We start from the raw sequence: 25,851 nt of genomic DNA on the forward strand, positions 1-25,851 counted from the left end.
GGAGCACACCGAGGGGCCCGGACACTTCGTCACCGAAGCGTCCGGGCCCCTCTTTTGCAGCACTCGGCGCGCCGGTCGCGAGGATCGTATTTAGCGTGAAGTCATGAACGACACGCCGCGCATTCGGACTGTTCTGAGCTGCACTCTTCTGGCTGTCACCGTCACCGCGGGTGCCACCGCGTGCGCGGGCTCCGACAACCACCCGCTGTCGGAGAAGGCCTACGACGCGGCCGACCAGCTCGCGGTCAACGCCCCCGCCGACGGAGCCAAGGCGGACCCCGAGAAGCCCCTGGAGATCACCACCAAGGGCGACGACGGCCGGATCACCGACGTCACCGCCACCGACGCCTCCGGTCACCACCTGGCCGGCGAACTCACCGCGGACGGGCAGCGCTGGCGCTCCACGGCCGCCCTGGCGGCCGGCGCACGCTACACCGTCCAGGTGGCCACCGAGGACGAGGACGGCGCCCCAGGCGCCCGTACGTTCACCTTCGAGACGGCTCCGGCCAAACGGGCCCTCACCGCCACCTTCGGGCCGGAGGCGGGCACGTACGGCGTCGGACAGCCCATCACGGCGGAGCTCAGCCTCCCCGTCAAGGACCGGTCGGCCCGCGCCGTCGTCGAACGGGCCCTCAAGGTCCGTTCCACGCCCGCCGTCGAGGGCGCCTGGTACTGGGTGGACGACAAGAAGCTGCACTTCCGTCCGAAGGAGTACTGGCCGGCCGGGGCGCAGGTCACGGTCACCGGCAACCTGGACGGCCTCAAGGTCGGCGACAAGCTCTACGGCGGCGCCTCCAAGCCGCTGAAGCTCACCATCGGCGACCGGATCGAGGCCGTCGCCGACGCCGGATCGCTCCAGATGACCGTGAAGCGCAACGGGGAAGTGATCAACACCATGCCGGTGACCACCGGCAAGCCGGGCTTCTCCACCCGCAACGGCATCAAGGTCGTCCTCGGCAAGGAGTACTACGTCCGGATGCGGGGCACCAGCATCGGCATCGCGGAGGGCAGCTCCGACTCGTACGACCTGCCCGTGTACTACGCCACCCGGGTCACCTGGAGCGGCGAGTACGTGCACGCGGCGCCCTGGTCCGTCGGCTCGCAGGGCGTCGAGAACGTCAGCCACGGCTGTGTCGGCATGTCGACGGAGAACGCGGCCTGGTTCTACGAGACCGTCCGCCCGGGCGACATCGTCCGCGTGGTCAACAGCATCGGCGACACCATGGACACCTTCGGCAACGGCTTCGGCGACTGGAACATGGAGTGGGACAAGTGGCGCCAGGGCAGCGCCCTGGTGGAGGCCGCCGGAAACCCGGTGGCCCCCACCGAGAAGGCCCGTCTGAGGCCCTCGATCTGAGCGGCGGCGCGCCCTGAACGGCTCAGGCGTCGATCGACAGGCGCGAGCGCAGCAGGGCCGCCAGGGACGCCGCGAACTCGACCGGTTCCACCGGAAGGGTGACCGCGGCGTCCGCGCGGCTCCAGGTGGCCAGCCAGGCGTCCTGGGGCCGCCCGATCAGCAGCAGCACCGGCGGGCAGCGGAAGACCTCGTCCTTGATCTGCCGGCAGACCCCCATGCCTCCGGCGGGCACCGCCTCGCCGTCGAGCACGCACACGTCGATCCCGCCCTCGTCCAGGCGCTTCAGCACCGCGGGCAGCGTCGCGCACTCCACGAACTCGACCGGGGGAACGTCGCTCGCGGGCCTGCGTCCGGCCGCGAGCCGCACCTGCGCGCGGGTGTTCGCGTCGTCGCTGTAGACCAGGACCGTGGCACTCGACTGCATCGTTCCTCCGTGGGGAAGTCCGTGGGAAGGTCGTCGATCGATGCGCCGGATGCTACTCCGGTCCACACCCCGTCAACACCCGTTCAGCACCTGTTCGAACGGTGCTCAGGGGCCTTCCCACTGGGCCGTTCGGGCTGGACACGCCCCCCTGACACTCCGAACGGCACCCCCCGGAGTGAGGGCGGGATAAGCGACCGACATAATGTCGGTCGTGGCGACAGTAACGACAGTAGAAACAGGGCACGCGCACCCGTCGGTCAATCGACCGAACCTCACCAGCGTCGGAACCATCATCTGGTTGAGCTCCGAGCTGATGTTCTTCGCGGCCCTCTTCGCGATGTACTTCACCCTGCGATCGGTGACGGGTCCCGAGTTCTGGGCGGAAAAGGCCTCGGCCTTGAACTTCCCCTTCTCGGCGACCAACACCACGATCCTGGTGCTCTCCTCCCTCACCTGCCAGCTCGGCGTCTTCGCCGCGGAGCGGGGCGATGTGAAGAAGCTCCGGACGTGGTTCATCATCACGTTCGTGATGGGTGCCATCTTCATCGGCGGCCAGGTCTTCGAGTACACCGAGCTGGTCAAGAAGGACGGCCTCTCGCTGTCCTCCGACCCGTACGGCACGGTGTTCTACCTGACCACCGGCTTCCACGGCCTGCACGTGACGGGCGGTCTCATCGCCTTCCTGCTGGTCCTCGGCCGGACGTACGCCGCCAAGAGGTTCACCCACGAGCAGGCAACCGCCGCCATCGTCGTGTCCTACTACTGGCACTTCGTCGATGTCGTCTGGATCGGCCTCTTCGCCACGATCTACATGATCAAGTAATCGGCTCCGCCTCCACGGCGGACCGAGACATCCAGCAAGCATCGACGCAGAAGATCCTGACACCGGGGTAATCCGTGAAAAAGCTCTCCGCACGACGACGCCATCCGCTGGCGGCGGTCGTCGTCCTACTTCTCGCGCTGGCGGCCACGGGGGGGCTGTACGCCGCGTTCGCGCCCGCGGGCACGGCGAAGGCCGATGAAACCGCCCAGTCCCTCGCCATCGAGGAGGGCAAGAAGCTCTACTCCGTCGGCTGCGCCAGCTGCCACGGAACCGGCGGTCAGGGCACCTCTGACGGCCCGTCCCTCGTAGGCGTCGGTTCGGCCGCGGTCGACTTCCAGGTCGGCACCGGCCGTATGCCGGCCCAGCAGCCGGGCGCCCAGGTCCCGAAGAAGAAGGTCATCTACTCGCAGGCTGAGATCGATCAGCTCGCGGCGTACGTCGCCTCTCTCGGTGCCGGTGCGATCACGCCGACCGAGGGCCAGTACAGCCCTGACGGTGCCGACATCGCCAAGGGTGGCGAGCTGTTCCGCACCAACTGTGCCCAGTGCCACAACTTCACCGGTGAGGGTGGCGCGCTGACCTACGGCAAGTACGCCCCGAGCCTCGAAGGCGTGAGCCCGAAGCACCTCTACGAGGCCATGCAGACCGGCCCGCAGAACATGCCGTCCTTCCCCGACACGACGATGCCGGAGAAGGAGAAGAAGGACATCATCGCGTACGTCCAGGCCGTCAACAGCGACTCGTCCGAGAGCCCGGGCGGTCTCAAGCTCGGTGGCCTCGGCCCCGTCAGTGAGGGCCTGTTCGCCTGGGTCTTCGGCCTGGGTGCGCTGATCGCAGTTGCCATCTGGGTCGCGGCCCACACCGCTAAGGCCAAGAAGTCATGAGTAGCCAAGAGATTCCAGAAGAGACCCTGCCGGCAGGGCAGGACACCGCGCACGGCGCGGTGAAGGTCGCCGACGACCCGTTCGCCGACCCGGGCCTTCCGCCCCACAAGCCCCGCATCCAGGACATCGACGAGCGGGCCGCCCGCCGGTCCGAGCGTGCGGTCGCCTTCATGTTCACGCTGTCGATGCTGGCCACCGTCGGCTTCATCGCCTCGTACGTGATCTTCCCGGTTGACAAGATCGTGTACATCTGGCCCTTCGGCCACGTGTCCGCGCTCAACTTCGCCCTGGGCCTGACCCTCGGTGCCGCCCTCTTCTTCATCGGCGCGGGCGCGGTCCACTGGGCCCGCACCCTGATGTCCGACGTCGAGGTCGCCGACGAGCGTCACCCGATGGCGGCGACGCCCGAGGTCAAGGCGAAGGTCATGGCGGACTTCGCGGCCGGTGCCGCGGAGTCGGGCATGGGCCGCCGCAAGCTCATCCGCAACACGATGTTCGGTGCGCTGTCGCTCGTACCGCTCTCCGGCATCGTCCTGCTGCGTGACATGGGCCCGCTGCCCGAGAAGAAGCTCCGGTCCACGCTGTGGACCAAGGGGCTCCAGCTCATCAACATGAACACGAACGAGCCGCTGCGTCCCGAGGACGTCGCGGTCGGCTCGCTGACCTTCGCGATGCCCGAGGGCCTCTCGGAGCACGACGAGCACTTCCAGACCGAGATCGCCAAGGCCGCCCTGATGATCGTCCGGATCCAGCCGGAGGACATCAAGGACAAGCGCGAGCTCGAGTGGTCCCACCAGGGCATCGTCGCGTTCTCGAAGATCTGCACCCACGTCGGCTGCCCGATCTCCCTGTACGAGCAGCAGACGCACCACGTGCTCTGCCCGTGCCACCAGTCCACCTTCGACCTCTCCGACGGCGCCCGCGTCATCTTCGGCCCGGCCGGTCACGCCCTTCCGCAGCTGCGGATCGGTGTGAACGACAAGGGCTTCCTGGAGGCGCTCGGCGACTTCGACGAGCCCGTCGGTCCTGCCTTCTGGGAGCGCGGATGAGCACCGTGACCACGAGTAAGAAAGCACCCGCCGGTGAGCGGGTCGCGGACTGGGCCGACGGCCGCCTGGGGATCTACACGCTGGCCAAGGCCAACATGCGGAAGATCTTCCCGGACCACTGGTCCTTCATGCTGGGCGAGGTCTGCCTCTACAGCTTCCTCATCATCATCCTGACGGGCGTCTATCTGACGATGTTCTTCCACCCGTCGATGAACGAGGTGGAGTACGTCGGACCGTACGTCCCGCTCCAGGGACAGCTGATGTCCGAGGCGTTCAACTCGACCATGCACATCTCCTTCGAGGTGCGCGGTGGTCTGCTGATCCGGCAGATCCACCACTGGGCGGCGCTGATCTTCCTCGCCGGCATGTTCGTGCACATGATGCGCGTGTTCTTCACCGGCGCGTTCCGCAAGCCGCGTGAGATCAACTGGCTGTTCGGCTTCCTGCTGTTCTTCCTGGGCATGTTCACCGGCTTCACCGGTTACTCGCTCCCGGACGACCTGCTCTCCGGCACCGGTGTCCGCTTCATGCAGGGCGCGATCCTGTCCGTGCCGGTCATCGGCACGTACCTCTCGATGTTCCTGTTCGGCGGCGAGTTCCCCGGCGGCGACTTCGTCGCCCGGTTCTACTCGGCGCACGTGCTGCTGCTGCCCGGCATCATGCTGGGTCTCGTGGTCGCCCACCTCATCCTGGTGTTCGTCCACAAGCACACGCACTTCGCCGGCCCCGGCCGGACGAACGAGAACGTCGTCGGCATGCCGCTGCTGCCCGTGTACATGGCGAAGGCCGGAGGCTTCTTCTTCCTGGTCTTCGGTCTCATCGCGGTCATCGCGGCGATCGCCTCGATCAACCCGATCTGGGCCATCGGCCCGTACCGCCCGGACCAGGTGTCCACCGGCGCCCAGCCCGACTGGTACATGGGCTTCGCCGAGGGTCTGATCCGAGTGATGCCGGGCTGGGAGATCAACCTGTGGGGCCACACGCTGGTCCTCGGCGTGATGATCCCGCTGGCGATCTTCCCGGCGGTCCTCGCGGCCATCGCGGTCTACCCGTTCATCGAGTCCTGGATCACCGGCGACAAGCGCGAGCACCACATCGCGCAGCGCCCGCGCAACGCTCCGACGCGCACCGCCTTCGGTGTCGCCTGGATCACCGCGTACATGATCATGCTCGTGGGTGGTGGAAACGACCTCTGGGCCACGCACTTCCACCTGTCGCTGAACTCGATCACCTGGTTCGTGCGGATCTTCTTCTTCGTCGGTCCGGTCATCGCGTTCGTCGCCACCAAGCGGATCTGCCTCGGCCTCCAGCGCCGCGACAAGGACAAGGTGCTGCACGGCCGCGAGTCGGGCATCATCAAGCGCCTGCCGCACGGTGAGTTCGTCGAGGTCCACCAGCCGCTCAGCCAGGGCGAGCTGCACCGCCTCACGGCGCACGAGCAGTACGAGGCCGCGGAGCTTCCGCCGGCCGTCGACGAGAACGGCGTGGAGCGCAAGATCGGCCGCATGGAGAAGCTCCGGGTCAAGCTCAACAAGGGCTACTACGGAGACGACAGCCAGGTCGCCAAGCCCACGGTCGAGGAGTACAAGGAGATCCAGAGCGGCCACGGCCACCACTGATCACCTGACCTCGTAGGTCGCCACGGCGAGAGCCCCGTCCATTCGATGGACGGGGCTCTTTGCCGTGCCCGGACATCGATAGGGTGGGTGTGTATCCGTCACGTGATCAACAGGAGCTGCCATGAGCGCTGCGACCCCCGCTGGAGGACCTACGTCGGCGGGCCGCTCCTGGCCCGCCCTGCTGAACGGACTCCTCGACGGCCATGACCTCACCGCCGACGACACGGCCTGGGCGATGGACCTGATCATGAGCGGCGAGGCGACCGACGCGCAGATCGCCGGCTTCATGGTGGCCCTGCGCGCCAAGGGCGAGACCGTGCAGGAGATCGCCGGCCTCGTCCGGACCATGTACGCGCACGCCAACGTCATCGAGGTGCCCGGCCGCACCGTCGACATCGTCGGCACGGGCGGCGACGGCGCCAAGACGGTGAACATCTCCACGATGGCGTCGATCGTGGTCGCCGGAACGGGCGCCAAGGTCGTCAAGCACGGCAACCGCGCCGCGTCCTCCGCCTCCGGCTCCTCCGACGTCCTGGAGAAGCTCGGCGTCAATCTGAACCTGACCCCGCAGCGGGTCGCCGAGGTCGCCGACGAAGCGGGCATCACCCTCTGCTTCGCGATCAAGTTCCACCCCTCGCTGCGGCACGTCGCCGCGGCCCGCGGCCAGCTGGGCATCCGGACGACCTTCAACGTCCTCGGCCCGCTGACCAACCCGGCCAAGGTGCGCTCCCAGGCCGTGGGGGTCGCCGACCCGCGCATGGCGCCCGTGGTCGCCGGGGTCTTCGCCGAGCGCGGCAACTCCGCCCTGGTCTTCCGCGGCGACGACGGCCTGGACGAGCTCACCACGACCTCCACGTCCCGGGTCTGGGTGGTCCGGGACGGCGGCGTCACCGAGGAGCGCTTCGACCCGCGGGACGTCGGCATCGACCTCGTCCCCCTGGAGGCGCTGCGCGGCGACGACGCCTCGTACAACGCCGACGTCGCCCGCCGGCTGCTCGCGGGGGAGACCGGTCCGGTACGGGACGCGGTGCTGCTCAACGCCGCGGCGGCGCTCACCGCCCTGGACCCCGGCACGGGCAGCCTCGCCGAGCAGCTGGGCGCGGGCATCGCGAAGGCGGCCGAGTCGATCGACTCCGGTGCGGCCCTGCGGTCCCTGGAGCGCTGGATCGCCGCCAGCAACGCGTAACCCTTGTGGCGTACGGCCCCGGTCCACCATGCGGACCGGGGTCTTGCGCTTCGGCGATCATGTGGCAGGATGCTTCACAGGTCACGAGTGACAGCGTTTTGGCCCCGGCTTGCTGTCCGGCAACCCTCCTTCCGTGGCGGGGTGCCCCGGGTGATGACCAGGCCGTAGGCAGCGAGGTCTACGGCAAGCGCGGATCCCTCGAACACCAGGGGTCCTGGTCACTCGAGGAGCTTTTTCCGTGAGCAAGCGAATGCGATAGGGCGACTCCGCCCCTTCTTCACCCTCGGAACAGGGTCCCTTCCGCGTACCCCCATGTCCTCCGAGGCATCACCCGTACCCCGCCGTACCCGGCCGCGTACGGGATCCACCGAAGCCATTCCGCACCGCCCGCCGGGAGATACCGCCATGTCCGCATACCCGAACGCCACCGCCGTCGCCGCCGACTCCGAGTCCGCCGACCCCTGCTGCGCCGCCCCGCTGGCGGTCCTCGGCCGGGACGTCACCGTCCCGCTCGTCACCGGCGGCGAGGTGACCTACGCGGCGCTCGACTACGCGGCCAGCGCGCCGGCCCTGCAGCGGGTCTGGGACGACGTCGCCGCGTACGCCCCGTACTACGGCAGCGTCCACCGCGGCGCCGGCTACCTCTCCCAGCTCTCCACCGACCTCTTCGAGAACAGCCGCGTCACCGTCGCCGAGTTCCTCGACTGCCGCCCCGACGACCAGGTCGTCTTCACCCGCTCCACCACCGACTCGCTGAACCTGCTCGCTGCCACGATCCCGGCCGGCTGCCAGGTCTTCGTCTTCGAGACCGAGCACCACGCCTCCCTGCTGCCCTGGCGGGACGCCCGCGTCACCTACCTCAACGCGCCGCGCACCCCGGAGCAGGCCGTCGAGACCCTGGAGCGCGCCCTCGCCGACCGTACTGTGACGATCGAGGGGGGCTACGGTCCCGCCCTGGTCTGCGTGACCGGTGCCTCCAACGTCACCGGTGAGCTGTGGCCGGTGAAGGAGCTGGCCGCCGCCGCGCACGCGCACGGCGCCCGGATCGTGCTCGACGCCGCCCAGCTGGCCCCCCACCACCCGGTCTCCGTGCGGGAGTTGGACGTGGACTGGGTGGCCTTCTCCGGGCACAAGCTGTACGCGCCCTTCGGCTCCGGCGTCCTCGCCGGCCGTGCCGACTGGCTCCAGGACTCCGAGCCCTACCTCGCGGGCGGCGGCGCCTCCCGCAAGGTGGCCCGCCGGGCCGACGGTGGTGTGGACGTGGAGTGGCACACCACCGCGGCCCGGCACGAGGCGGGTTCGCCGAACGTCATCGGCGTCTACTCGATCGCCTCCGCCTGCAAGGCGCTGACCGAGGCCGGCTTCGACACCCTCGTCGCCCGTGAGCAGCACCTGATCGCCAAGGTCCGCGAGGGCCTGGCCGAGGTCCCCGAGGTGCGGGTGCTCTCGCTCTTCGGCGACGACGCGCCCCGCGTGGGCGTCATCTCCTTCGTCGTGGAGGGCTGGAACAGCTCCCACTTCGCCGCCGCGCTCTCCGCCGAGTACGGCATCGGCGTCCGTGACGGCCTCTTCTGCGCCCACCCGCTGGTCCGCACCCTGCTCGGCAGCGACCCGCAGGACCCGGGCGAGTGCGGCTCCCCCGAGGCGGCCCCGGGGGAGCGGTCCCTGAACGCCATCCGGGTGAGCTTCGGCGCCGGTACCCCGGACGAGCACGTGGACCGGTTCGTCGGCGCGGTGAAGGAGCTCGTCCGGGACGGCGCGCAGTGGAAGTACCGCACCGAGGACGGCCGCTGCGTCCCGGACCGCGGCTGATCAGTCACTCGTACGGGTGAAGGGGGCCTCCCGGTCGGGAGGCCCCCTTCAGCCATGCCGCGTGCGCGGTCTCCAGGACTCCGGACCGTCAGGACTCCAGACCGATGGCGAAGGCCGCCTCCAGGTCGTGCTGGGAGTACGTCCGGAAGGCGACGTGCGTGTCCGTGGCCTCGACGCCCGGAATCTTGCTGATGCGGCCGGGGATCACGTCCGCCAGGTCGTCGTGGCGCGGCACCCGGACCATGGCGATCAGGTCGTACGTACCGGTGACCGAGAAGACCTCGCTGACGCTGTCGAGCGCGGCGATCGACTCGGCGATCTCGGGGATGCGGTCCACGCTGGTCTTGATGAGCACGATCGCGGTGATCACGGCTGGCTTTCTCCCTCGGTCGCCGCGGCTTGGGCTTTCACTCTATCCCCACCGCGGAAGCGCACCCAGGCGTAGAGGAAGCCGACGGAGAAGCCCACGACATGGGCCAGATAGGCGACGCCGGGCCCCGCGCCCGCCGCCCGCGCGGCCAGCCACTGCAGCGTGAACCAGAAGATCAGGACGATCCAGGCGGGGAAGCGCAGCGGCAGGAAGAACAGGAAGGGGAAGAGGCTGGTGACCCGGGAGCGGGGGAAGAGGAAGAGGAAGGCCCCGAGCACCGCGGAGATCGCTCCGGAGGCCCCGACCAGGGTCTGCTCGCTGTCCGCGTGCGCCAGCGCGTACCCGGACAGGGCGACGTAGCCGGTCCCCAGGTAGAAGAGGCAGAACTCGACGGGCCCCATGCGCTCCTCGGCCATCGCGCCGAAGACGTACAGGAAGAGCATGTTTCCCAGCAGGTGGAGCCAGCTGCCGTGGACGAAGAGCGCGGTCAGCGGGGTGAGCAGGGCGCGCGGATCGCCGCCCGTGAGATCGGCGGGGACGACGCCCCAGCGGCGGAAGTAGGCGCCCTGGGCGGCCAGGAGCTCGTCGCCCGTGCCGTATCCCGGGTTGAGTCCGGAGACCGGGCTGATGGCGAAGAGCAGGCAGCAGGCGGCGATCAGCCCGTAGGTCACCGTGGGTCCGTTGCGGGTGCCCCGCCAGGCACCGAGGACCGCGCCTCGCCAGTCGATCATGGACAGATCATGGCGTACCGGGGCCGAAGTGGACAGAGTGCCTCGCCGTGCCCCGGCCTGCCCGCGAGGCCGTAGGGTTACGGGCACCACCACCGCAGTTCGACGGCGCACCGCGGCACCCGCACCTGGTACCAGGAAACAGGAAGAAGGACGGCACCGATGACGACGGTTCCCCTGCCGACCGACGAGACCCGCTGGCGCTGCACGCTCTGCGGCAACCTGACCCGCTTCGACGTGACCCGCTCCTCCAAGGTCGTGGAGTACGTCCATCTGGACCTCGCCGGAGACCCGACGGTCGAGGAGCGGCAGGTGGTCAGTGAGACCATCGAGTCGGTCCGCTGCCGCTGGTGCAACGCGGTGGACCAGATCGAACTGGTGGACAGGCCGGGCGCCGCTTCCTGAGGGGCGGCGCGGACGACATAGGGGTGACGGATCGTGGAGCAGCCCGCGCACGGTGGTGAGCCGGCCGGCGCGGCAGGTGACGCTGCCGAGACGCTCGACCACCCATTGCCGGAAGGTGTACGGCGACGGGTCGTCGCGCTGGTCGCGGACGCCTTCGGCGGGCTCACCGTGGCGGAGCTCCCCGCGCCCCTGCGGCAGTACGCCCGCTTCACCGCGAGCCGGCGGGCCAAGTTCGCCGGCAACGCGATGGCCGCCGCCCTGGAGAGCGACCCGCTCTTCCGGCAGCGGATCGGCGAACGGTTCAAGCAGGGCCAGCCCGAGCTGGCCGGAGCCGTGGAGACCGGCACCCCGCCCGCGGCCGCCGACCCCGTCGACGTGGCGGCGGCCGCCTATGTGCTGCGCCCGCCCGGCTGGGTCAAGCTCGTCGCCGCCGCCGGCGAGGAGGCCCAGCGGGCCGACGCCGAGCGGGCCGACGAGGCCGGCCGGCGCGAGCTGGAGCGGCTGCGCGAGGAGCTCGCCGCCGCCCGGGACCGCTCCCGGGGCGAGACCGAGCAGCTCCGGCACGACCTGGAGGCCGCCCGCAAGGAAGCGGAATCGCTTCACCGCAAGCTGCGCAGCGCCCAGAGCGACGTCAAGCGCGGCGAGGCGGCGCTGCGCAAGGTCCAGGGCGAGATCGAGGCCGCGCGGGCCGAGTCGGCGGCCCAGGTGTCGGCCGCCGAGAGCGAGACCCGGCGGCTCAAGGCCCGGCTCGGCGAGGTCGAGGCGGCCCTGGAGGCGAGCCGCAGGACCGCCCGCGAGGGCCGCTCGGTGGAGGACATGCGGCTGCGGCTGCTCCTCGACACGGTCCTCGACGCGGCCCAGGGGCTGCGGCGCGAACTCGCGCTGCCGCCCGTCTCGGTGCACCCGGCGGACACCGTGGACGCGGTGGAGCCGGGGCGGATGTCCCCGAAGGACATCGCGGCGCGGGCGCTCTCCGAGACGGACCCGGCGCTGCTCGACCAGCTGCTCGCGCTGCCGCAGGCGCATCTGGTCGTCGACGGCTACAACGTCACCAAGACCGGCTATCCGACGATGCCGCTGGAGAAGCAGCGGCTGCGGCTGCTCGGCGCGCTCTCGGCCCTGGCGGCCCGCTCGGGCGCCGAGGTCACCTGTGTCTTCGACGGGGCGGAGCTGGCGGCCCCGGTGCTGCTCGCCCCGCCGCGCGGGGTGCGGGTGCTGTTCTCCAAGCCCGGTGTCACGGCGGACGAGTTGATCCGTCAGCTGGTCCGGGCGGAGCCGCCGGGTCGGCCGGTCGTGGTGGTCTCCACCGACCGCGAGGTGGCCGACGGCGTCGCGAAGGCGGGGGCGCGGCCGGTGACGTCCGCCTTGTTGCTGAAGCGGCTTTCGCGCCTCTCGTGACGCATCGCAACTCCTGGGCGTTATGCCCGAATTCTGGATGGCGCACCGTCAAGTGCCCATCACTGGCCGTGCGGTGCGTGTAAATAAAGTGGTGCGTGGGCGAGAATTTTGCCAGCGGGATTTGAACTGATCACAACTTGGTCACTAGGGTCGGGCTTCGAACCTTCGCGCGGTTGATCACCCATCCGGGGTGGCGGCGGAGGAACCGCCTGCCCGTGACCGGTTGGGCGGCTCTGAGGAAGAAGGAGCTCGCCTTCGTGGCGTCCCACCGTCGACCCAAGCAGCCGAGCCGCACCCGTGTGACCGTGCTCACCGTGACCGCGGCAGCAGCCGTCGCCCTCACCGCCCAGTCCGGCGCCCAGGCGGCCCCCGCCAAGCCCAAGATCGACGAGGTCAAGGCGAAGGTCGACGCCCTGAACCACGAGGCCGAGGAAGCCACGGAGCAGTACAACCTCGCCGAGGAGCGCCGCGGCAAGCTGCAGAAGGAGATCGGCGCCCTCCAGGACAAGGTGGCCCGCGGTCAGCAGGAGCTCAACACCCTGCGCGACCAGATCGGTTCGGTCGCCAGCGCCCAGTACCGCTCCGGCGGCATCGACCCCGCGCTCCAGCTCTTCCTCTCCTCCGACCCGGACTCCTACCTCGACAAGGCGTCCGCGATCGACCAGTTGAGCGCCCAGCAGGCCGACGTGCTCACCTCGATCCAGGCCAAGCAGCGCACGCTCGCCCAGCAGCGGGCCGAGGCCACCTCGAAGCTGGCCGACCTCGAGGACGTCCGCAAGACCCTCGGCGCCAAGAAGGCGAAGTACCAGGGCAAGCTGGCCGAGGCCCGCAAGCTCCTCAACAGCCTCACCGCGGCCGAGCGGGCCAAGATGGAGGAGCAGGAGCAGCGCGCCAGCCGCGCCGCCGGCGAGCGCGTCAACCTGGGCAGCGAGGTCCCCGCGAACGGCTTCGGCGCCGCCGCGCTCGCGGCCGCCGCCACCCAGCTCGGCAAGCCGTACGTCTCCGGTGCCGAGGGCCCCAACTCGTACGACTGCTCCGGTCTGACCATGTGGTCCTACCGCCAGGCCGGCGTCACCCTCACCCGCACCACCTACACCCAGCAGAACGACGGCGTGAAGATCGGCCGCAGTCAGCTCAAGCCGGGCGACCTGGTCTTCTTCAACAACCTGTCGCACGTGGCTCTGTACGCGGGCAACAACACGATCCTGCACGCCCCGAAGCCGGGCGCCGTCGTCCGCTACGAGTCCATGAACTACATGGGCACCTTCCAGTTCGGCGTCCGGATCGCCGGCTGACCCACCCCCGCGACCCGCTGCGGCACACCGCCCGAACGGGTGGTTCGCCGCGACGCGCACTGACCTGACGCCCCGCCGGTGACCTGTGTTCTCCGGCGGGGCGTCACTTTGTGTGCCCGGCGCCTTCGTTGGACGAGGACTGATCAGCGGCTACTGTCTGCCGCGCCAGTCAGCGTCGAGCCGAACGGAGCGCGATTCGTGGCGTCCCACCGCCGACCCGCCCGGGTCACCGTCCTCACCGCCGCCGCCGCGGCCACCGCGGCGGCGTCCCTCGGGGCCGTCCCCGCGAGCGCCGACCCCGGGGCGACGCCCGCGGCCACCCGCGCCACGGTCGACCGCCTCTTCGAGGAGGCCGAGAAGGCCACCGAGGGCTACAACCGGGCGGACGAGAAGGCGGACGCGCTGCGCAGGACGGTCTCCCAGGCGCAGGACAGCCTCGCCCGCGGCCAGGAGCGCATCAACCGCATGCGGGGCGCGCTCGGTTCGGTCGCCGGAGCCCAGTACCGCTCCGGCGGCATCGACCCCGCCCTCGCCCTGCTGCTCTCCTCCGACCCGGACAGCTACCTGGACCGGGCCACCGCCCTGGACCGGGTCACCGCCCGGCAGGGCGCCGCGCTCGGCGAACTCCTGCGCGAGCAGCGCGCCCTGAACCAGGAGCGGAGCGAGGCCCGCACGGCCCTCGGCGAACTGGAGCGCAGCCGGGCCGAGGTCGCCCGCCACAAGCGCACCGTCGAGCGGAAGCTCGCCGAGGCCCGCCGGGTGCTCGCCTCCCTCACCGTCGAGGAGCGCGCCGACTACGACCGGGTCTCCCGCACCGGCGAGCGCGCCGGTTCGCCCGCCGAGGACATGCCGCCGCTCGCCGACCTCGGCCCCTCGCGGGCCGCCGCCGCGGTGATCGCCGCCCGCAGCGCGATCGGCAAGCCGTACGTGTGGGGCGCGACCGGTCCCTCCGCCTTCGACTGCTCCGGCCTGATGGTCTGGTCGTACCGGCAGGCCGGGATCAGCCTGCCCCGCACCTCCTCGGCGCAGCGGTACGCCGGCCGCCGGGTACCGCTCTCGCAGGCGCAGCCGGGCGACCTCGTCACCTACCGCGGGGACGCCAGCCATGTGGCGATCTACGCCGGGAACGGCCAGGTCATCCACGCCCCCTACCCGGGCGCCCGGGTCCGCTACGACCCGGTGAACATGATGTCCCACGTCACTGTGACCCGCGTCTGACCCGCGTCCGGCCCGCGCCTGACCCCGTCCCCGTACGATCGGGGGCGTGGCGGGCAGGCGGAGCGGAGCGGTGCGCGGTGCGGCGGCGGGGCTGCTGACCGCGGTGCTCGCCCTCGGCGGATGCGCGGCCCCCGCCCCGGCGGGACCGGCGTCCGAGGAGATCCAGAGCCTGCTCGACCGGCACGCGCGGGCGCTGCTCGACCGGGACGAGGCCGGCTACCTCGCGGCCCTCGACCCCGCGCTCGTGCCGGCCGCGCGCACCGAGTTCGACCGGCTCGCGAAGGTCCCGCTCGGCGGCTGGACGTACCGGGTCACCGATGTCGACCGGGCCGGTGAGGGCCGGGTCACCGCCAGGGCCGAGCTCGGCTACCGGATCAAGGGCTACGACTCCGGGCCCGCCACCACCGAGCGGGTCCTCGACCTCGCCGAGCGGGACGGCCGCTGGTACGTGACCGGCGACCGCGCCGCCGAGGGCGCCCCCCAGCAGCTGTGGCAGCAGGGCGAGGTCAGGAGCGTGACCGGCAGGCGCAGCCTCGTCCTCGGCGTGGGGCAGAGCCAGGAGCGGCTGCGGGAGATCGCGACCGCGGCGGACCGGGCGGTGCCCGCGGTCGGGGACGCCTGGCACGGGAACTGGGCGGGCCGGGTCGTGGTCCTGGTGCCCGACTCGATCGACGCGATGGGCCGGCTCCTGGGCGGGCCGGCCGCCTCCTACCGGGGCATCGCGGCCGTCACGACCGGCCGGACCGGCGGTGGCCCCACCGCGCCCGCGGACCGGGTGATCGTGAACCCGGACGCGTACGCGGTGCTCGGGGCGTTCGGCCGGCAGGTGGTCCTCACCCACGAGACCACCCATGTCGCCACCCGCGTCCAGACGACGAAGGCCACCCCGGTCTGGCTCTCCGAGGGCTTCGCCGACTGGGTCGCCTACCGGGGGACCGACCGCACCGCCGCCCAGGCCGCCCCCGAGCTGCGCCGCGCGGTCCGGGCCGGAGACCTCCCGGCCGGGCTCCCGGAGGACGAGGCCTTCACCTTCGGCGGGGACGCGGAGGCGCTGGCCCGGGCCTACGAGGGCGGCTGGCTGGCCTGCGAGCTGATCGCGGACCGCTGGGGCGAGGAGAAGCTGACCGCGTTCTACCGGGCGGTGGGGGCGCACCCGGGCCGGGACGGCGCCGTGGAGAAGGCGCTCCGGGAGGTCCTGGACACCACGCCGGAGGAGTTCACCGCCGACTGGCGCACGTACCTGGGGGAGCGGCTCGGCTAGCTCGTCCCGAGCTTCTCCAGGGTCTCCGCCAGCCAGGCCTTCTCCTCCGTGCCCGTCGCGCGGGCGATCCGCAGCATCCCCTGGCGGAAGAGGTCGGGCTCCCGCTCGACGGTGACCGGGGTCCCGCCCTCGTAGAAGAAGCTGGCCGGGGTGTCCAGGAACTCCTGGCGGCGGCGGAGGACGGCCGCCTGGTCCGCCGGGTCGGGCAGGTGCCGCAGGAAGGCGAGCAGGGTGAAGAAGCGCTGGCCGTCGGTGATCTCGGCGTCCTTGGGCGTGCGCAGCCGGGCGAGGAGCTCCCGGCGGCCCTCGGGGGTGAGCGAGAGCGTGCGGCGCGGGGCCGCACTCACGCCGGGCTCCGTACGGCTGTCGACCAGGCCGTTCTTCACCAGACGGGTGATGGCCGGGTAGAGGGCGCCGTCGCTGACCGGGCGGACGTGGCCGCTCAGGCCCTGGATGCGCTCCTTGAGCTCGTACCCGTGCAGCGGCTTCTCGTACAGGAAGCCCAGGATCGACAGCTCCAGCACCGTGCACTCTCCTTCGCGCTTGTCGGGGGACCGCTTCTCATGCTACCTCTTTTCGAGGTGCCTCGAATCGAGGTACATCGGAAAGAGGGGGTCCCTTCACATGTCCTCGCTGTCGTCGCCGTCCTCGCACCGCCGCACACTCGTCCGGCTCGCCCGCCCGGTCTATCTCGAACTCCTCGCCGGCGTCGCCGCCGGCATCATCAACATGGTCTGGGTCGCCCGGCTCGGCGGGGACGCCGTCGCCGCCGTCGCGGTCGCCACCAACGTCGAGAACCTCCTGCTCGGCGTCGTCCTCATGGCCGGCTCCGGCACCACCGTCCTCGTCGCCCGTGCCCGGGGCGCCGACGACCCCGGCGCGGTCCGCGCCGCCGTCCGCGGCGGCACCGCCCTCTGCGCCCTGCTCGTGCCACCCGTCGCCCTCGGCGGCTACCTGCTCCGGGACCCGCTCGCCGCCCTCCTGCTCGGCGGTTCAGGACACCCCGCGCACGCCCTGGCCACCGCCTACTTCGCGATCTCGCTCCCCGGCACGGCCGTCTTCTTCGCCACGAACGTCCTCGACGGAATCCTCAAGGGCACCGGCGACACCCGCACCCCCATGCGGCTCGCCTTCCTCGCCAACGGGCTGATCCTCGTCCTCGACCCGCTGCTCATCCACGCGTACGGGGTCCCCGGCGCCGCCCTCGCCACCGTCACCGGCCGGAGCGTCGCCCTCGCCGCCGGCCTCCTCGCCCTGCGCCGCGACCCGCTCCTCAAGGCCGCGCGGGCGGCCCGGGCGGCCCTGCCCACCGCCGCCGCGCTGCGCCGCACCGCCGCCACCGGACTGCCCATGGCCGTCGACTTCACGGTCCGGATGGCCGGAGCCCTCGCGCTCGTCTCCGTCGTCGCCCGGCTCGGCGTCACCGAGATCGCCGCCTACGGCATCGCCACCAAGGCCATGTACGTGGCGACCATGGCCTTCTACGCCGTCCGGCAGGCCGCGTCCATCCACAGCGCCCACCTCCTCGGGGCGGGCCTGGACGAACGCCGGGCCGTCGGCCGGCAGGCCCTCCTCCTCGGCGGCACCCTCGGCGCGAGCGCCGCGGGGCTGCTGCTCCTCGGCGCCGGACCCGTCATGCGGGCCTTCGGAGCGGAGCCCGCGGTCGCGGAGGCGGGCGCGCTCTTCCTGCGCTGCCTCGGCCCCTATCTGCTGCTCATGGCCGGGTACATCGCGCTCGCCGGAGTCTTCGAGGGCACCGGGGCGAGCCCGTACCTCGCCCGGATCACCCTCGCCGGCGTCCTCGTCCAGCTCCCCCTCGCGTACGCCCTCTCGGGCACCGGCCTCGGCCTCCCCGGGATCTGCCTCGCGATGGCCCTCGCCATGGGAGCCCAGTGCGCGGCCCTCGGCCTGCTGCACCGCCGTACGGTCACCGCGACCCCCGGGAAGACCGGGAAGGCCGGGAGGAGTCAGTACGAGCCGGACAAGGCCTTCTCGCGCTCCGGCTGAGCGCCCTGGGCCGGCACCTTCCCGACCTCGGCGAGACGCGGCTCCGTCACCGTCTGACGCCACAGGATCCGGCAGGCGAGGAGCGTGGCGGCGATCAGCAGACCGTTCCGCGTGAACAGCACCGCCATGCCCAGCGGATCGCTCCGCGTCACGTGCGAGAACCACACCGGGAACTCGAACTGCGTCACCGCCGTCGCCCACAGCACCAGATGCGCGGGCTTCCGCATCCGGCTCGACCGGAAGGCGAGGCACACCGCGGCCAGACCGACCAGCCACAGCATGTACTGGGGGGAGAGCACCCGGCTCGTCGTCGTGAACAGCAGCACCGCCACGAAGGCCGCGTCCGCCACCGTCGACGACACGAAGGCCCGCGCCCGGATCCGCCACACCAGCAGCCAGCCGAAGGCGGCGACCGTGAGGACGAGCGCGGCCGTCGACACCGTGGACACGTACGGGCCGAGGAACTCGATCGACCCGTAGTTCATCCGCGCCTCGCCCTCCCAGCCGAAGTGCCGGACTATGTGGAAGACCATCGCGCCCAGCGACTCGACCTCCGTGCCCCGGTCCCGCTGGAAACCGAGGAAGGCCAGCGCCCCCGGCATCCACACCAGGCAGAACGCGAGGACGGCGGCCGCCGCGCCCACCGCCGTCGACCAGGAACGGAGGGTGGCCCGGCCCTTCGGGGAGCCCGCGAGCAGCAGCACCGGCCAGACCTTCAGGACCGCGCCGAAACCGGCGAGGGCGCCGAGGACGCGCGGGCTGCGGCCCGCCGCGAGCAGCGCCGCCACCGCGACGGCGGTGACCATCACGTCGTACCGGGCGTACGCCGTCGGGCCGAGCAGCGGGACGCCCGCGAGCCAGAACCAGGCACCCCGTGACGAGCGGCCCGCCCGGCGGCCCGTGTGGAGCAGCAGCCCGAAGACCAGCGCGTCGCAGAGGAAGGCGAGGACGAAGAACGCGGACGCGTAGCCGAGGAACGGCAGCAGACCGGGGGCGAGGATCGCGAACGCCGCGGCCGGCGGGTACTGCCAGGTGACGTCGTCCAGCGGGTACGTGCCCGTCCGCAGGACCTCGTACCAGCCCTGGTAGATCTCCCGGACGTCGAAGGTGATGTCGGGGCCCGGGATCACCACGATCTTGAAGACGCAGAGCAGCAGCAGGACCCGGGAGAGACCCCAGAGGCCGAGGGCAAGTCGCGGACTCGTGCGTGACCCGTTCCCCACGGCACCCGTCGTCACTGTCGCGTCCCTGTCCTGTCGGCCCGCGGTGGCGGGGCGGTCATGGTCCTGCCGCCCCGCGGTGGCGGGTGACGGTGTTGCCGGGTGGTGCAGGCGATCGCGTACTGTCGGCCACGATGCACAAGACCCTGATCGTAACCAACGACTTCCCGCCGCGTCCCGGCGGAATCCAGGCCTTCCTGCACAACATGGCGCTCCGCCTGGACCCCGACCGGATCGTGGTCTACGCCTCCACCTGGAAGCGCAGCCGTGAAGGGATCGAGGCGACGGCCGCGTTCGACGCCGAACAGCCTTTCACGGTCGTACGGGATCGCACCACCATGCTGCTGCCGACTCCTCGGGTCACCGCCCGGGCCACCGCGCTCCTCCGCGAGCACGGCTGCGAGTCCGTGTGGTTCGGCGCGGCCGCCCCCCTCGGCCTGATGGCCCCCGCGCTCCGCCGCGCGGGCGCGAAGCGGCTCGTCGCCACCACCCACGGGCACGAGGCCGGCTGGGCCCAGCTGCCCGCCGCCCGGCAGCTCCTCGGCCGCATCGGCGAGGGCACGGACACGATCACCTACCTCGGCGAGTACACCCGCTCCCGGATCGCGACCGCCCTCACCCCGGCCGCCGCCCGGCGCATGGTCCAGCTCCCGCCCGGCGTCGACGAGAAGACCTTCCACCCCGACTCCGGCGGCGACGAGGTCCGCGCCCGCCTCGGGCTCAGCGACCGCCCCGTCGTCGTCTGCGTCTCCCGGCTCGTCCCGCGCAAGGGCCAGGACACCCTGATCCGGGCCATGCCCGCGATCCTGCGCCGGGTCCCGGACGCCGTCCTCCTGATCGTCGGCGGCGGACCGTACGAGAAGGACCTGCACCGCCTCGCCGCCGAGACCGGTGTGGCCGGATCCGTACGCTTCACCGGCGCCGTCCCCTGGTCCGAGCTGCCCGCCCACTACGGGGCCGGCGACGTCTTCGCCATGCCCTGCCGCACCCGCCGCGGCGGCCTCGACGTCGAGGGCCTCGGGATCGTCTACCTGGAGGCCTCCGCCACCGGCCTGCCCGTCGTCGCCGGCGACTCCGGCGGCGCGCCCGACGCCGTCCTCGACGGCGAGACCGGCTGGGTCGTCCGCGGCGAGTCCGCCGAGGAGACCGCCGACCGGGTCGCCACCCTCCTCCTCGACCCCGAGCTCCGCGCCCGCATGGGCGAGCGCGGCCGGGCCTGGGTGGAGGAGCGCTGGCGCTGGGACCTGCTCGCGGAGCGGCTGCGCGAGCTCCTGTAGCGCCCGCTTCGGCAGTACGGCGAAGGGCCCGGGGCGATCGCCCCGGGCCCTTCGTGCACCGTCACCGGCGCCACCGGCTCACGCCGTGTAGATCGCCTCGATCTCGTCCGCGAAGTCCTTCGCCACCACGTTCCGCTTCAGCTTCAGGGACGGGGTGATGTGCCCCGCCTCCTCCGTGAACTGGGCCGGGAGGATACGGAACTTGCGGACCGACTCCGCCTTGGAGACCGCCGCGTTGCCGTCGTCGATCGCCCGCTGGACCTCCGCGATGAGCTCCGCGTCCTCACGGAGGGAAGCCGCCGTCGAACCGGCCGGCTTGCCGTGCTCGCTCGCCCAGCGGCCCAGGAACTCCTCGTCGATCGTGACCAGCGCGCCCACGAACGGACGCCCGTCGCCGACCACCATGCACTCCGCGACCAGCGCGTGCGCCCGGATCCGGTCCTCGATGACCGCCGGGGCGACGTTCTTGCCGCCCGCCGTCACCAGGATCTCCTTCTTGCGGCCCGTGATCGCGAGGTAGCCGTCCTCGTCGAGGGTGCCGATGTCACCCGTGTGGAACCAGCCGTCCGCGAGCGCCTCGGCCGTCGCCGCCTCGTTGTTCCAGTACCGCGAGAAGATGTGCTCGCCGTGCAGCAGCACCTCGCCGTCGTCGGCGATCCGCACCACCGAGCCCGGCAGCGGCTGACCGACCGTGCCGATCTTCTGCCGGTCCCAGGGGTTGAACGCCGTCGCCGCGCACGACTCCGTCAGGCCGTACCCCTCCAGCACCGTGAAGCCGATGCCCCGGAAGAAGTGGCCGAGCCGCTCGCCCAGCGGCGCGCCGCCCGAGATCGCGTACTCGCCGCGACCGCCGAGCACCGCCCGCAGCTTGCTGAAGACCAGCTTGTCGAAGACTTTGTGCTTCAGCTTCAGGCCGAAGGACGGGCCCTGCGGGGTGCCGATCGCCCTGCTGTATGCGATGGCCGTATGCGCGGCCTTGTCGAAGATCTTGCCCTTGCCGTCGGCCTGCGCCTTCGCCCGCGCCGAGTTGTACACCTTCTCGAAGACGCGCGGCACGCCCAGGATGAGCGTCGGCCGGAACGAGGCCAGCTCGTCGGTGAGGTTCTTGATGTCCGGGACACAGCCGAGACGGATCGGGGCCATCACCGACGCGACCTCGACGAGCCGCCCGAAGACGTGTGCGGCCGGCAGGAACAGCAGCACCGAGCACTCGCCCGTACGGAAGAGGGGCTTGAGCCGCTCCACGATGTTGCCGCACTCGGCGAAGAAGGCCCGGTGGGACAGCACACAACCCTTGGGGCGGCCCGTCGTGCCCGAGGTGTAGACGATCGTCGCCGGGTCGTCCGCGTTCGCCGCCGACATGCGCGCGTCGAGCAGCTCGTCGGAGACGTCCGCACCGGCGGCGGTGAGCCGCGCGACCGCGTCGGCCTCGATCTGCCAGACGCCCTCCAGCTCCGGCAGGTTCGCCCGCACGGACGCCACCGACGCCTCGTGCGCCGCGCTCTCCAGCAGGACGTGCTTCGCGCCCGAGTCGCCGAGGATCCACTGGATCTGCTCCGGCGAGCTCGTCTCGTACACCGGCACGGTCACGCCGCCCGCGCTCCAGATCGCGAAGTCGAGGAGCACCCACTCGTACCGCGTGCGGGAGAGCAGCGCGACCCGGTCGCCCGGCTCCACACCGGAGGCGATCAGACCCTTGGCGACCCCGCGGACCTCGGCGAGGAACCGGGTGGCGGTGACATCGGTCCAGACGCCGTCGACCTTGCGCCCCATCACGGCGACGTCTGGGTGCTGGGAGGCGTTGCGGCGGATGAGATCCGTCAGGTTGCCGTCCGTGGGGACCTCGTACAGGGCCGGAAGGCTGAACTCGCGCAAGACTGCTGCTCCTCATCGGGCGCCGGCGCCACGGCTCTGTGTGATGCACCGGTGAAGTCCATGATCGGGCAGGTGCTCAGTGGGGGTGAGCACGACTGGACCGCTCGGACGTTACCCACCAGTACATGGTTCCCGATAGGGGGTCCCGGCCAGATGTTCCGTGCGTCACACATGCATGACGTTGCTCTGCGCACAGTAATCCACGGGTTTCGCGACTCCCAAGTAACCGCAGGTGACACCCCCTAAGGTGGGCTCATGCGAGTCCATGTGGTCAGTGACGTGCACGGCAACGCCGGCGACCTCGCCAAGGCGGGGGAGGGCGCCGACGCCCTGATATGCCTCGGTGACCTGGTCCTCTTCCTCGACTACGCCGACCACAGCCGGGGCATCTTCCCCGACCTCTTCGGCACCGAGAACGCCGACCGGATCGTCGAGCTCCGCACCGCACGCCGCTTCGACGAGGCCCGCGACCTGGGCCGCCGTCTCTGGGCCGAGCTCGACGTCGACCGCGACACCGCGATCGAGGCGGCGGTCCGCCGCCAGTACGCCGAACTCTTCGCCGCCTTCCCCACCCCCACGTACGCCACCTACGGGAACGTCGACATCCCCCAGCTCTGGACGGACTTCGCCCGACCGGGCACGACCGTCCTCGACGGCGAACGGATCGAGCTCGGCGGGCTGGTGTTCGGCTTCGTCGGCGGAGGCCTGCGCTCTCCCATGCGCACCCCGTACGAGATCTCCGACGAGGAGTACGCGGCGAAGGTCGAGGCGCTCGGGGACGTCGACGTCCTCTGCTCCCACATCCCGCCGGACGTCCCCGACCTGACCTACGACACGGTCGCCCGCCGCTTCGAGCGCGGCAGCCGCGCCCTGCTCGACGCCATCCACCGGGTCCGGCCGCGGTACGCCCTCTTCGGCCACGTCCACCAGCCGCTCGCCCGGCGCATGCGGATCGGCGTCACGGAGTGCGTGAACGTCGGCCACTTCGCCTCGACCGGGCGGCCCTACGCCCTGGAGTGGTGACGGCGCGGCCACGGGGGCGCGATAGCCTTCCGTCGGCACGTCTGTGCCCCTTTTCTACTTCCGCCGGACCGCACAGTGGAGGAGCCACCGCGATGGCCGAACACACCAGCTCGAGCATCACCATCGAGGCGGCGCCGGCCGACGTCATGGGCGTGATCGCCGACTTCGCCCGCTACCCCGAGTGGACCGGCGAGGTGAAGGAGGCCGAGGTCCTCTCCTCCGACGAGGCCGGGCGCGCGGAGAAGGTCCGGCTGCTCCTCGACGCCGGCGCCATCAAGGACGACCACACCCTGGCGTACACCTGGACCGGGGACAACGAGGTCTCCTGGACGCTGGTCAAGTCCCAGATGCTCCGCTCCCTCGACGGCTCGTACCTGCTGAAGGACCTCGGGGACGAGCGCACCGAGGTCACGTACCAGCTGACGGTGGACGTCAAGATCCCCATGCTCGGCATGATCAAGCGCAAGGCGGAGAAGGTCATCATCGACCGCGCCCTGGCGGGCCTGAAGCAGCGCGTGGAATCCGGCGCGTAACCCTCACCCCCCCCACCCCGTTGTGGGCAGGCGTTCCGCAAGGGCGGAACGGGTGGGCACAACGGACCCGCGCCTTGCCGGCGCCAGAGGCTTCCGCGCCCTGACCCGCACCGCAGGTGCGCCGTCGTCGCTGGTGCGGGTCCAGGCGCGGAACGCGGAGGCGCCGCTGAAGGGCGCCGTCCCGTGTGCCCACCCTCCCCCAAGCTCTCGGCATCGCTCGAGCAGGGGGGACCCCCATCGCCCCGGCGGGACGATTGCCCACACGGGCGGGTGGCGGGGAACACCGCCCTGCGCGGGCGCGGGCACAGACGGCGGGCGGGCAGGGGGCACCGCCCCGACGGGCGCGGGCCCACACGCCGGTGGGTGGCGCGGCGGCCCGCAACTGGGGCCCGGTAACGTTTCGCCGCATGCGGATCATCCTTGTCACCGGCCCCGGCGGCGCCGGCCGCACCACCCTCGCCGCCGCCACCGCCCTCGCCGAGGCCCGGGCCGGACGCCGCGTCGTGCTCGTATCCGAGGACGCGGACCCGCTCCCCCACATAAAAAGCCTCCGGCCCGCGCCCGCCGCCGACTTCCGGCGCGAGTTCCTCGCCCTCCAGGAGCGCTCCTCCGCCGCCCTCGACCTCCTCGGCGCCGCTCCCTTCGAGGACGCCGAGCTGACCGAGCTCCCGGGGAGCCGGCAGTTCGCCCTGCTCAGGGCCCTGCGGGACGCCGCCGCCGGTGACCACGACCTCGCCGTCGTCGATCTGCCGCCGCTCCCGGAGGCCCTCGCCCTCCTCGCTCTCCCCGGCCAGCTCCGCCGCTATCTGCGCCGCCTCCTGCCCCAGGAGCGCCAGGCCGCCCGCGCCCTGCGCCCGATGCTCGCCCAGCTCGCCGGCGTCCCCATGCCCGCGCAGTGGCTGTACGAGACCACCGCCCGCTGGGAGGCCGAGCTCGCCGCCGTCCAGGCCGTGGTCGAGGCCCCCGGCACCACCGTCCGGCTCGTCCTCGAACCCGGCCCCGGCGCCGCCCGCGCCCTGCGCACCGCCCGGCTCGGCCTCGCCGTCCAGCGCCTCGCCCTCGACGCCGTCGTCGCCAACCGGATCCTGCCCGCCGCCTCGGAGGACCCGTGGCTCGCCGGACTCACTGCCGAACAGCACCGGCACCTCGCGGAGCTCCGTACCGCCGCCACGGGGGAGCTGTACGAGCTGCCGCATCTCGGCAGGGCCCCGCGCGGAGCCGAGGACCTGGTGCTGCTCTCGCCGGTCCGGACCGAGGGAGCGGTCCCCGTACCGGAGTGGGCCGTCGAGGACCGGCGCGAGGAGGACGGCGTCCTCGTCTGGCACATCCCCCTGCCGGGCGCCGTCAAGGAGGAGCTCAACCTCGTCCGCCGCGGCGACGAACTGCTCCTGACCGTCGGCGCGTTCCGCCGCGGCGTCCCCCTGCCGGGCGCCCTGCGCCGCTGCACCGTCACCGGCGCCGGACTCGTCGACGGGGACCTCCGGGTGCGCTTCACACCCGACCCCGGGCTCTGGCCCCGCACCGCCTGAGGTGGCGTGTACCGTCGAAGTACGCAGCCACTGAGGAGTACGCCATGAGCGATTCGGACGCCTGGGCCAAGGCCTGTGCCGAGGACCTGGAGGCGGAGAAGGCCCGCCGCCGGGCGCAGCGCGCGACCGAGCCCGGCTCGCCCGCGGAGGAGTTCCGCAAGCTCTTCGAGGCCGTGGCCGACAAGGTCTCCGGCGGCCTCGGGAACCCGCTCCTCGGCGGCCAGGCCGCGCAGACCGCCGCGCAGACCGTGCAGCAGCTCGTCAACCAGGCGAAGGCCGTCGTCGAGCCCGTCATCGAGCGCAACCCGCAGGTCTTCGACCACCTCGCCGCCGCCGGCAGCGAGCTGCTCGCCGCCTACCGCTCCGCCGTCGAGGGCCACGAGAGCCGCTGGACCCGCGGCGGCTCCGTCCCCGACGCCGACGACCCGCGCCGGGACGCGGACCCGGACACGCCGCCCAAGGGCGACCGCAAGGACGACCGCAAGGACGACGAGGGGCCCGGAACCGGCCAGCACATCGACCTCGACTGATCGGCGGGCCACCCCCGCTCGGGTACGG

The 25,851-nt window shown here is 71.7% G+C and carries 24 protein-coding genes and 1 riboswitch; of the genes, 18 read left to right on the forward strand and 6 right to left on the reverse strand.

The window, feature by feature from the left end; genetic code table 11:
• The first annotated feature begins 103 nt into the window (after positions 1-103).
• The gene (locus ACF07V_RS10060) at positions 104-1,357 is read left to right on the forward strand and encodes an Ig-like domain-containing protein (protein WP_392152881.1); all 1,254 of its coding nucleotides are present in this window, start codon (positions 104-106) and stop codon (positions 1,355-1,357) included.
• A gap of 22 nt (positions 1,358-1,379) precedes the next feature.
• Here ACF07V_RS10060 and ACF07V_RS10065 read toward each other — a convergent pair whose 3' ends face one another.
• Complete coding sequence (locus tag ACF07V_RS10065; RefSeq protein WP_392152882.1) at positions 1,380-1,781, reverse strand: hypothetical protein; 402 nt, start codon at positions 1,779-1,781, stop codon at positions 1,380-1,382.
• 202 nt (positions 1,782-1,983) lie between these two features.
• Here ACF07V_RS10065 and ACF07V_RS10070 point away from each other — a divergent pair, with 202 nt between their 5' ends.
• The 6 genes from ACF07V_RS10070 (at position 1,984) to ACF07V_RS10095 (ending at position 9,154) form a co-directional block, all read left to right on the forward strand.
• Entirely contained in the window at positions 1,984-2,604 is a 621-nt protein-coding gene (locus tag ACF07V_RS10070) for a heme-copper oxidase subunit III (protein WP_041128837.1), read from the forward strand.
• Positions 2,605-2,678: 74 nt separating this feature from the next.
• Positions 2,679-3,488, forward strand: a complete 810-nt coding sequence (locus ACF07V_RS10075) for a c-type cytochrome (protein ID WP_392152884.1) — start codon at positions 2,679-2,681, stop codon at positions 3,486-3,488.
• Positions 3,485-4,537 (forward strand): Rieske 2Fe-2S domain-containing protein, encoded by a 1,053-nt coding sequence (locus tag ACF07V_RS10080; protein ID WP_392152885.1) that lies wholly within the window; start codon positions 3,485-3,487, stop codon positions 4,535-4,537. Before ACF07V_RS10075 ends, ACF07V_RS10080 begins: the two co-directional genes overlap by 4 nt.
• Positions 4,534-6,156 carry a cytochrome bc complex cytochrome b subunit gene (locus tag ACF07V_RS10085; protein ID WP_392152886.1) on the forward strand — a complete coding sequence of 541 codons (1,623 nt, stop codon included), beginning with the start codon at positions 4,534-4,536 and terminating at the stop codon, positions 6,154-6,156. Before ACF07V_RS10080 ends, ACF07V_RS10085 begins: the two co-directional genes overlap by 4 nt.
• A 121-nt stretch (positions 6,157-6,277) precedes the next feature.
• On the forward strand, positions 6,278-7,342 hold the full coding sequence (gene trpD / locus ACF07V_RS10090; protein WP_392152888.1) for an anthranilate phosphoribosyltransferase: 1,065 nt from the start codon (positions 6,278-6,280) through the stop codon (positions 7,340-7,342).
• A 79-nt stretch (positions 7,343-7,421) separates the two neighbouring features.
• A riboswitch (SAM riboswitch) is annotated at positions 7,422-7,538 on the forward strand.
• Between the two features lie 209 nt (positions 7,539-7,747).
• Positions 7,748-9,154 carry an aminotransferase class V-fold PLP-dependent enzyme gene (locus tag ACF07V_RS10095; RefSeq protein ID WP_392152890.1) on the forward strand — a complete coding sequence of 469 codons (1,407 nt, stop codon included), beginning with the start codon at positions 7,748-7,750 and terminating at the stop codon, positions 9,152-9,154.
• 88 nt (positions 9,155-9,242) lie between these two features.
• Here ACF07V_RS10095 and ACF07V_RS10100 read toward each other — a convergent pair whose 3' ends face one another.
• The gene (locus ACF07V_RS10100; protein ID WP_017238849.1) at positions 9,243-9,524 is read right to left on the reverse strand and encodes an Lrp/AsnC family transcriptional regulator; all 282 of its coding nucleotides are present in this window, start codon (positions 9,522-9,524) and stop codon (positions 9,243-9,245) included.
• A complete protein-coding gene (locus ACF07V_RS10105; RefSeq protein WP_392152892.1) occupies positions 9,521-10,255 on the reverse strand; it encodes a rhomboid family intramembrane serine protease in 735 nt (244 codons plus the stop codon). Before ACF07V_RS10105 ends, ACF07V_RS10100 begins: the two co-directional genes overlap by 4 nt.
• A gap of 159 nt (positions 10,256-10,414) precedes the next feature.
• On the opposite strand from ACF07V_RS10105, the gene ACF07V_RS10110 reads away from it, so the two are divergent.
• From ACF07V_RS10110 to ACF07V_RS10130, 5 genes are all read left to right on the forward strand, one after another.
• Complete coding sequence (locus tag ACF07V_RS10110) at positions 10,415-10,657, forward strand: hypothetical protein (RefSeq protein ID WP_055644001.1); 243 nt, start codon at positions 10,415-10,417, stop codon at positions 10,655-10,657.
• Positions 10,658-10,690: 33 nt separating this feature from the next.
• Positions 10,691-12,055, forward strand: coding sequence for an NYN domain-containing protein (locus ACF07V_RS10115; RefSeq protein ID WP_392152893.1), 1,365 nt, complete (start codon positions 10,691-10,693; stop codon positions 12,053-12,055).
• 257 nt (positions 12,056-12,312) lie between these two features.
• Positions 12,313-13,350 (forward strand): NlpC/P60 family protein, encoded by a 1,038-nt coding sequence (locus ACF07V_RS10120; protein WP_392152895.1) that lies wholly within the window; start codon positions 12,313-12,315, stop codon positions 13,348-13,350.
• Between the two features lie 198 nt (positions 13,351-13,548).
• Complete coding sequence (locus tag ACF07V_RS10125; protein ID WP_392152896.1) at positions 13,549-14,568, forward strand: NlpC/P60 family protein; 1,020 nt, start codon at positions 13,549-13,551, stop codon at positions 14,566-14,568.
• 46 nt (positions 14,569-14,614) lie between these two features.
• Positions 14,615-15,829, forward strand: a complete 1,215-nt coding sequence (locus tag ACF07V_RS10130; protein ID WP_392152897.1) for a hypothetical protein — start codon at positions 14,615-14,617, stop codon at positions 15,827-15,829.
• On the opposite strand, the gene ACF07V_RS10135 is transcribed toward ACF07V_RS10130, so the two are convergent.
• On the reverse strand, positions 15,826-16,353 hold the full coding sequence (locus ACF07V_RS10135) for a PadR family transcriptional regulator (protein WP_392152899.1): 528 nt from the start codon (positions 16,351-16,353) through the stop codon (positions 15,826-15,828). The genes ACF07V_RS10130 and ACF07V_RS10135 overlap by 4 nt on opposite strands.
• 100 nt (positions 16,354-16,453) lie before the next feature.
• Between ACF07V_RS10135 and ACF07V_RS10140 the strand changes: the two genes are divergently transcribed.
• Positions 16,454-17,836, forward strand: a complete 1,383-nt coding sequence (locus tag ACF07V_RS10140; protein ID WP_392152901.1) for an MATE family efflux transporter — start codon at positions 16,454-16,456, stop codon at positions 17,834-17,836.
• Here ACF07V_RS10140 and ACF07V_RS10145 read toward each other — a convergent pair.
• A complete protein-coding gene (locus ACF07V_RS10145) occupies positions 17,797-19,059 on the reverse strand; it encodes a glycosyltransferase 87 family protein (protein WP_392152902.1) in 1,263 nt (420 codons plus the stop codon). The two genes, ACF07V_RS10140 and ACF07V_RS10145, sit on opposite strands and share 40 nt — an antisense overlap.
• A gap of 131 nt (positions 19,060-19,190) precedes the next feature.
• Between ACF07V_RS10145 and ACF07V_RS10150 the strand changes: the two genes are divergently transcribed.
• Positions 19,191-20,333, forward strand: coding sequence for a glycosyltransferase family 4 protein (locus tag ACF07V_RS10150; protein WP_392152903.1), 1,143 nt, complete (start codon positions 19,191-19,193; stop codon positions 20,331-20,333).
• A gap of 78 nt (positions 20,334-20,411) precedes the next feature.
• Here the strand turns inward: ACF07V_RS10150 and ACF07V_RS10155 are convergent, their stop codons facing one another.
• Positions 20,412-22,208 (reverse strand): AMP-dependent synthetase/ligase, encoded by a 1,797-nt coding sequence (locus ACF07V_RS10155; RefSeq protein ID WP_392152905.1) that lies wholly within the window; start codon positions 22,206-22,208, stop codon positions 20,412-20,414.
• Positions 22,209-22,463: 255 nt separating this feature from the next.
• Here ACF07V_RS10155 and ACF07V_RS10160 point away from each other — a divergent pair, with 255 nt between their 5' ends.
• The 4 genes from ACF07V_RS10160 to ACF07V_RS10175 all read left to right on the forward strand — a co-directional run bounded on the left by ACF07V_RS10160 (position 22,464) and on the right by ACF07V_RS10175 (position 25,823).
• Positions 22,464-23,231, forward strand: a complete 768-nt coding sequence (locus ACF07V_RS10160) for a metallophosphoesterase (protein WP_392152906.1) — start codon at positions 22,464-22,466, stop codon at positions 23,229-23,231.
• A gap of 92 nt (positions 23,232-23,323) precedes the next feature.
• Positions 23,324-23,764, forward strand: coding sequence for an SRPBCC family protein (locus ACF07V_RS10165; protein WP_392152908.1), 441 nt, complete (start codon positions 23,324-23,326; stop codon positions 23,762-23,764).
• Between the two features lie 407 nt (positions 23,765-24,171).
• Entirely contained in the window at positions 24,172-25,293 is a 1,122-nt protein-coding gene (locus ACF07V_RS10170) for an ArsA-related P-loop ATPase (protein WP_392152910.1), read from the forward strand.
• A 44-nt stretch (positions 25,294-25,337) separates the two neighbouring features.
• Entirely contained in the window at positions 25,338-25,823 is a 486-nt protein-coding gene (locus tag ACF07V_RS10175; protein ID WP_392152912.1) for a DUF5304 domain-containing protein, read from the forward strand.
• Positions 25,824-25,851 lie beyond the last annotated feature (28 nt).

The organism is Streptomyces sp. NPDC015661, from assembly GCF_043077765.1.
Taxonomy (GTDB): Bacteria; Actinomycetota; Actinomycetes; order Streptomycetales; family Streptomycetaceae; genus Streptomyces.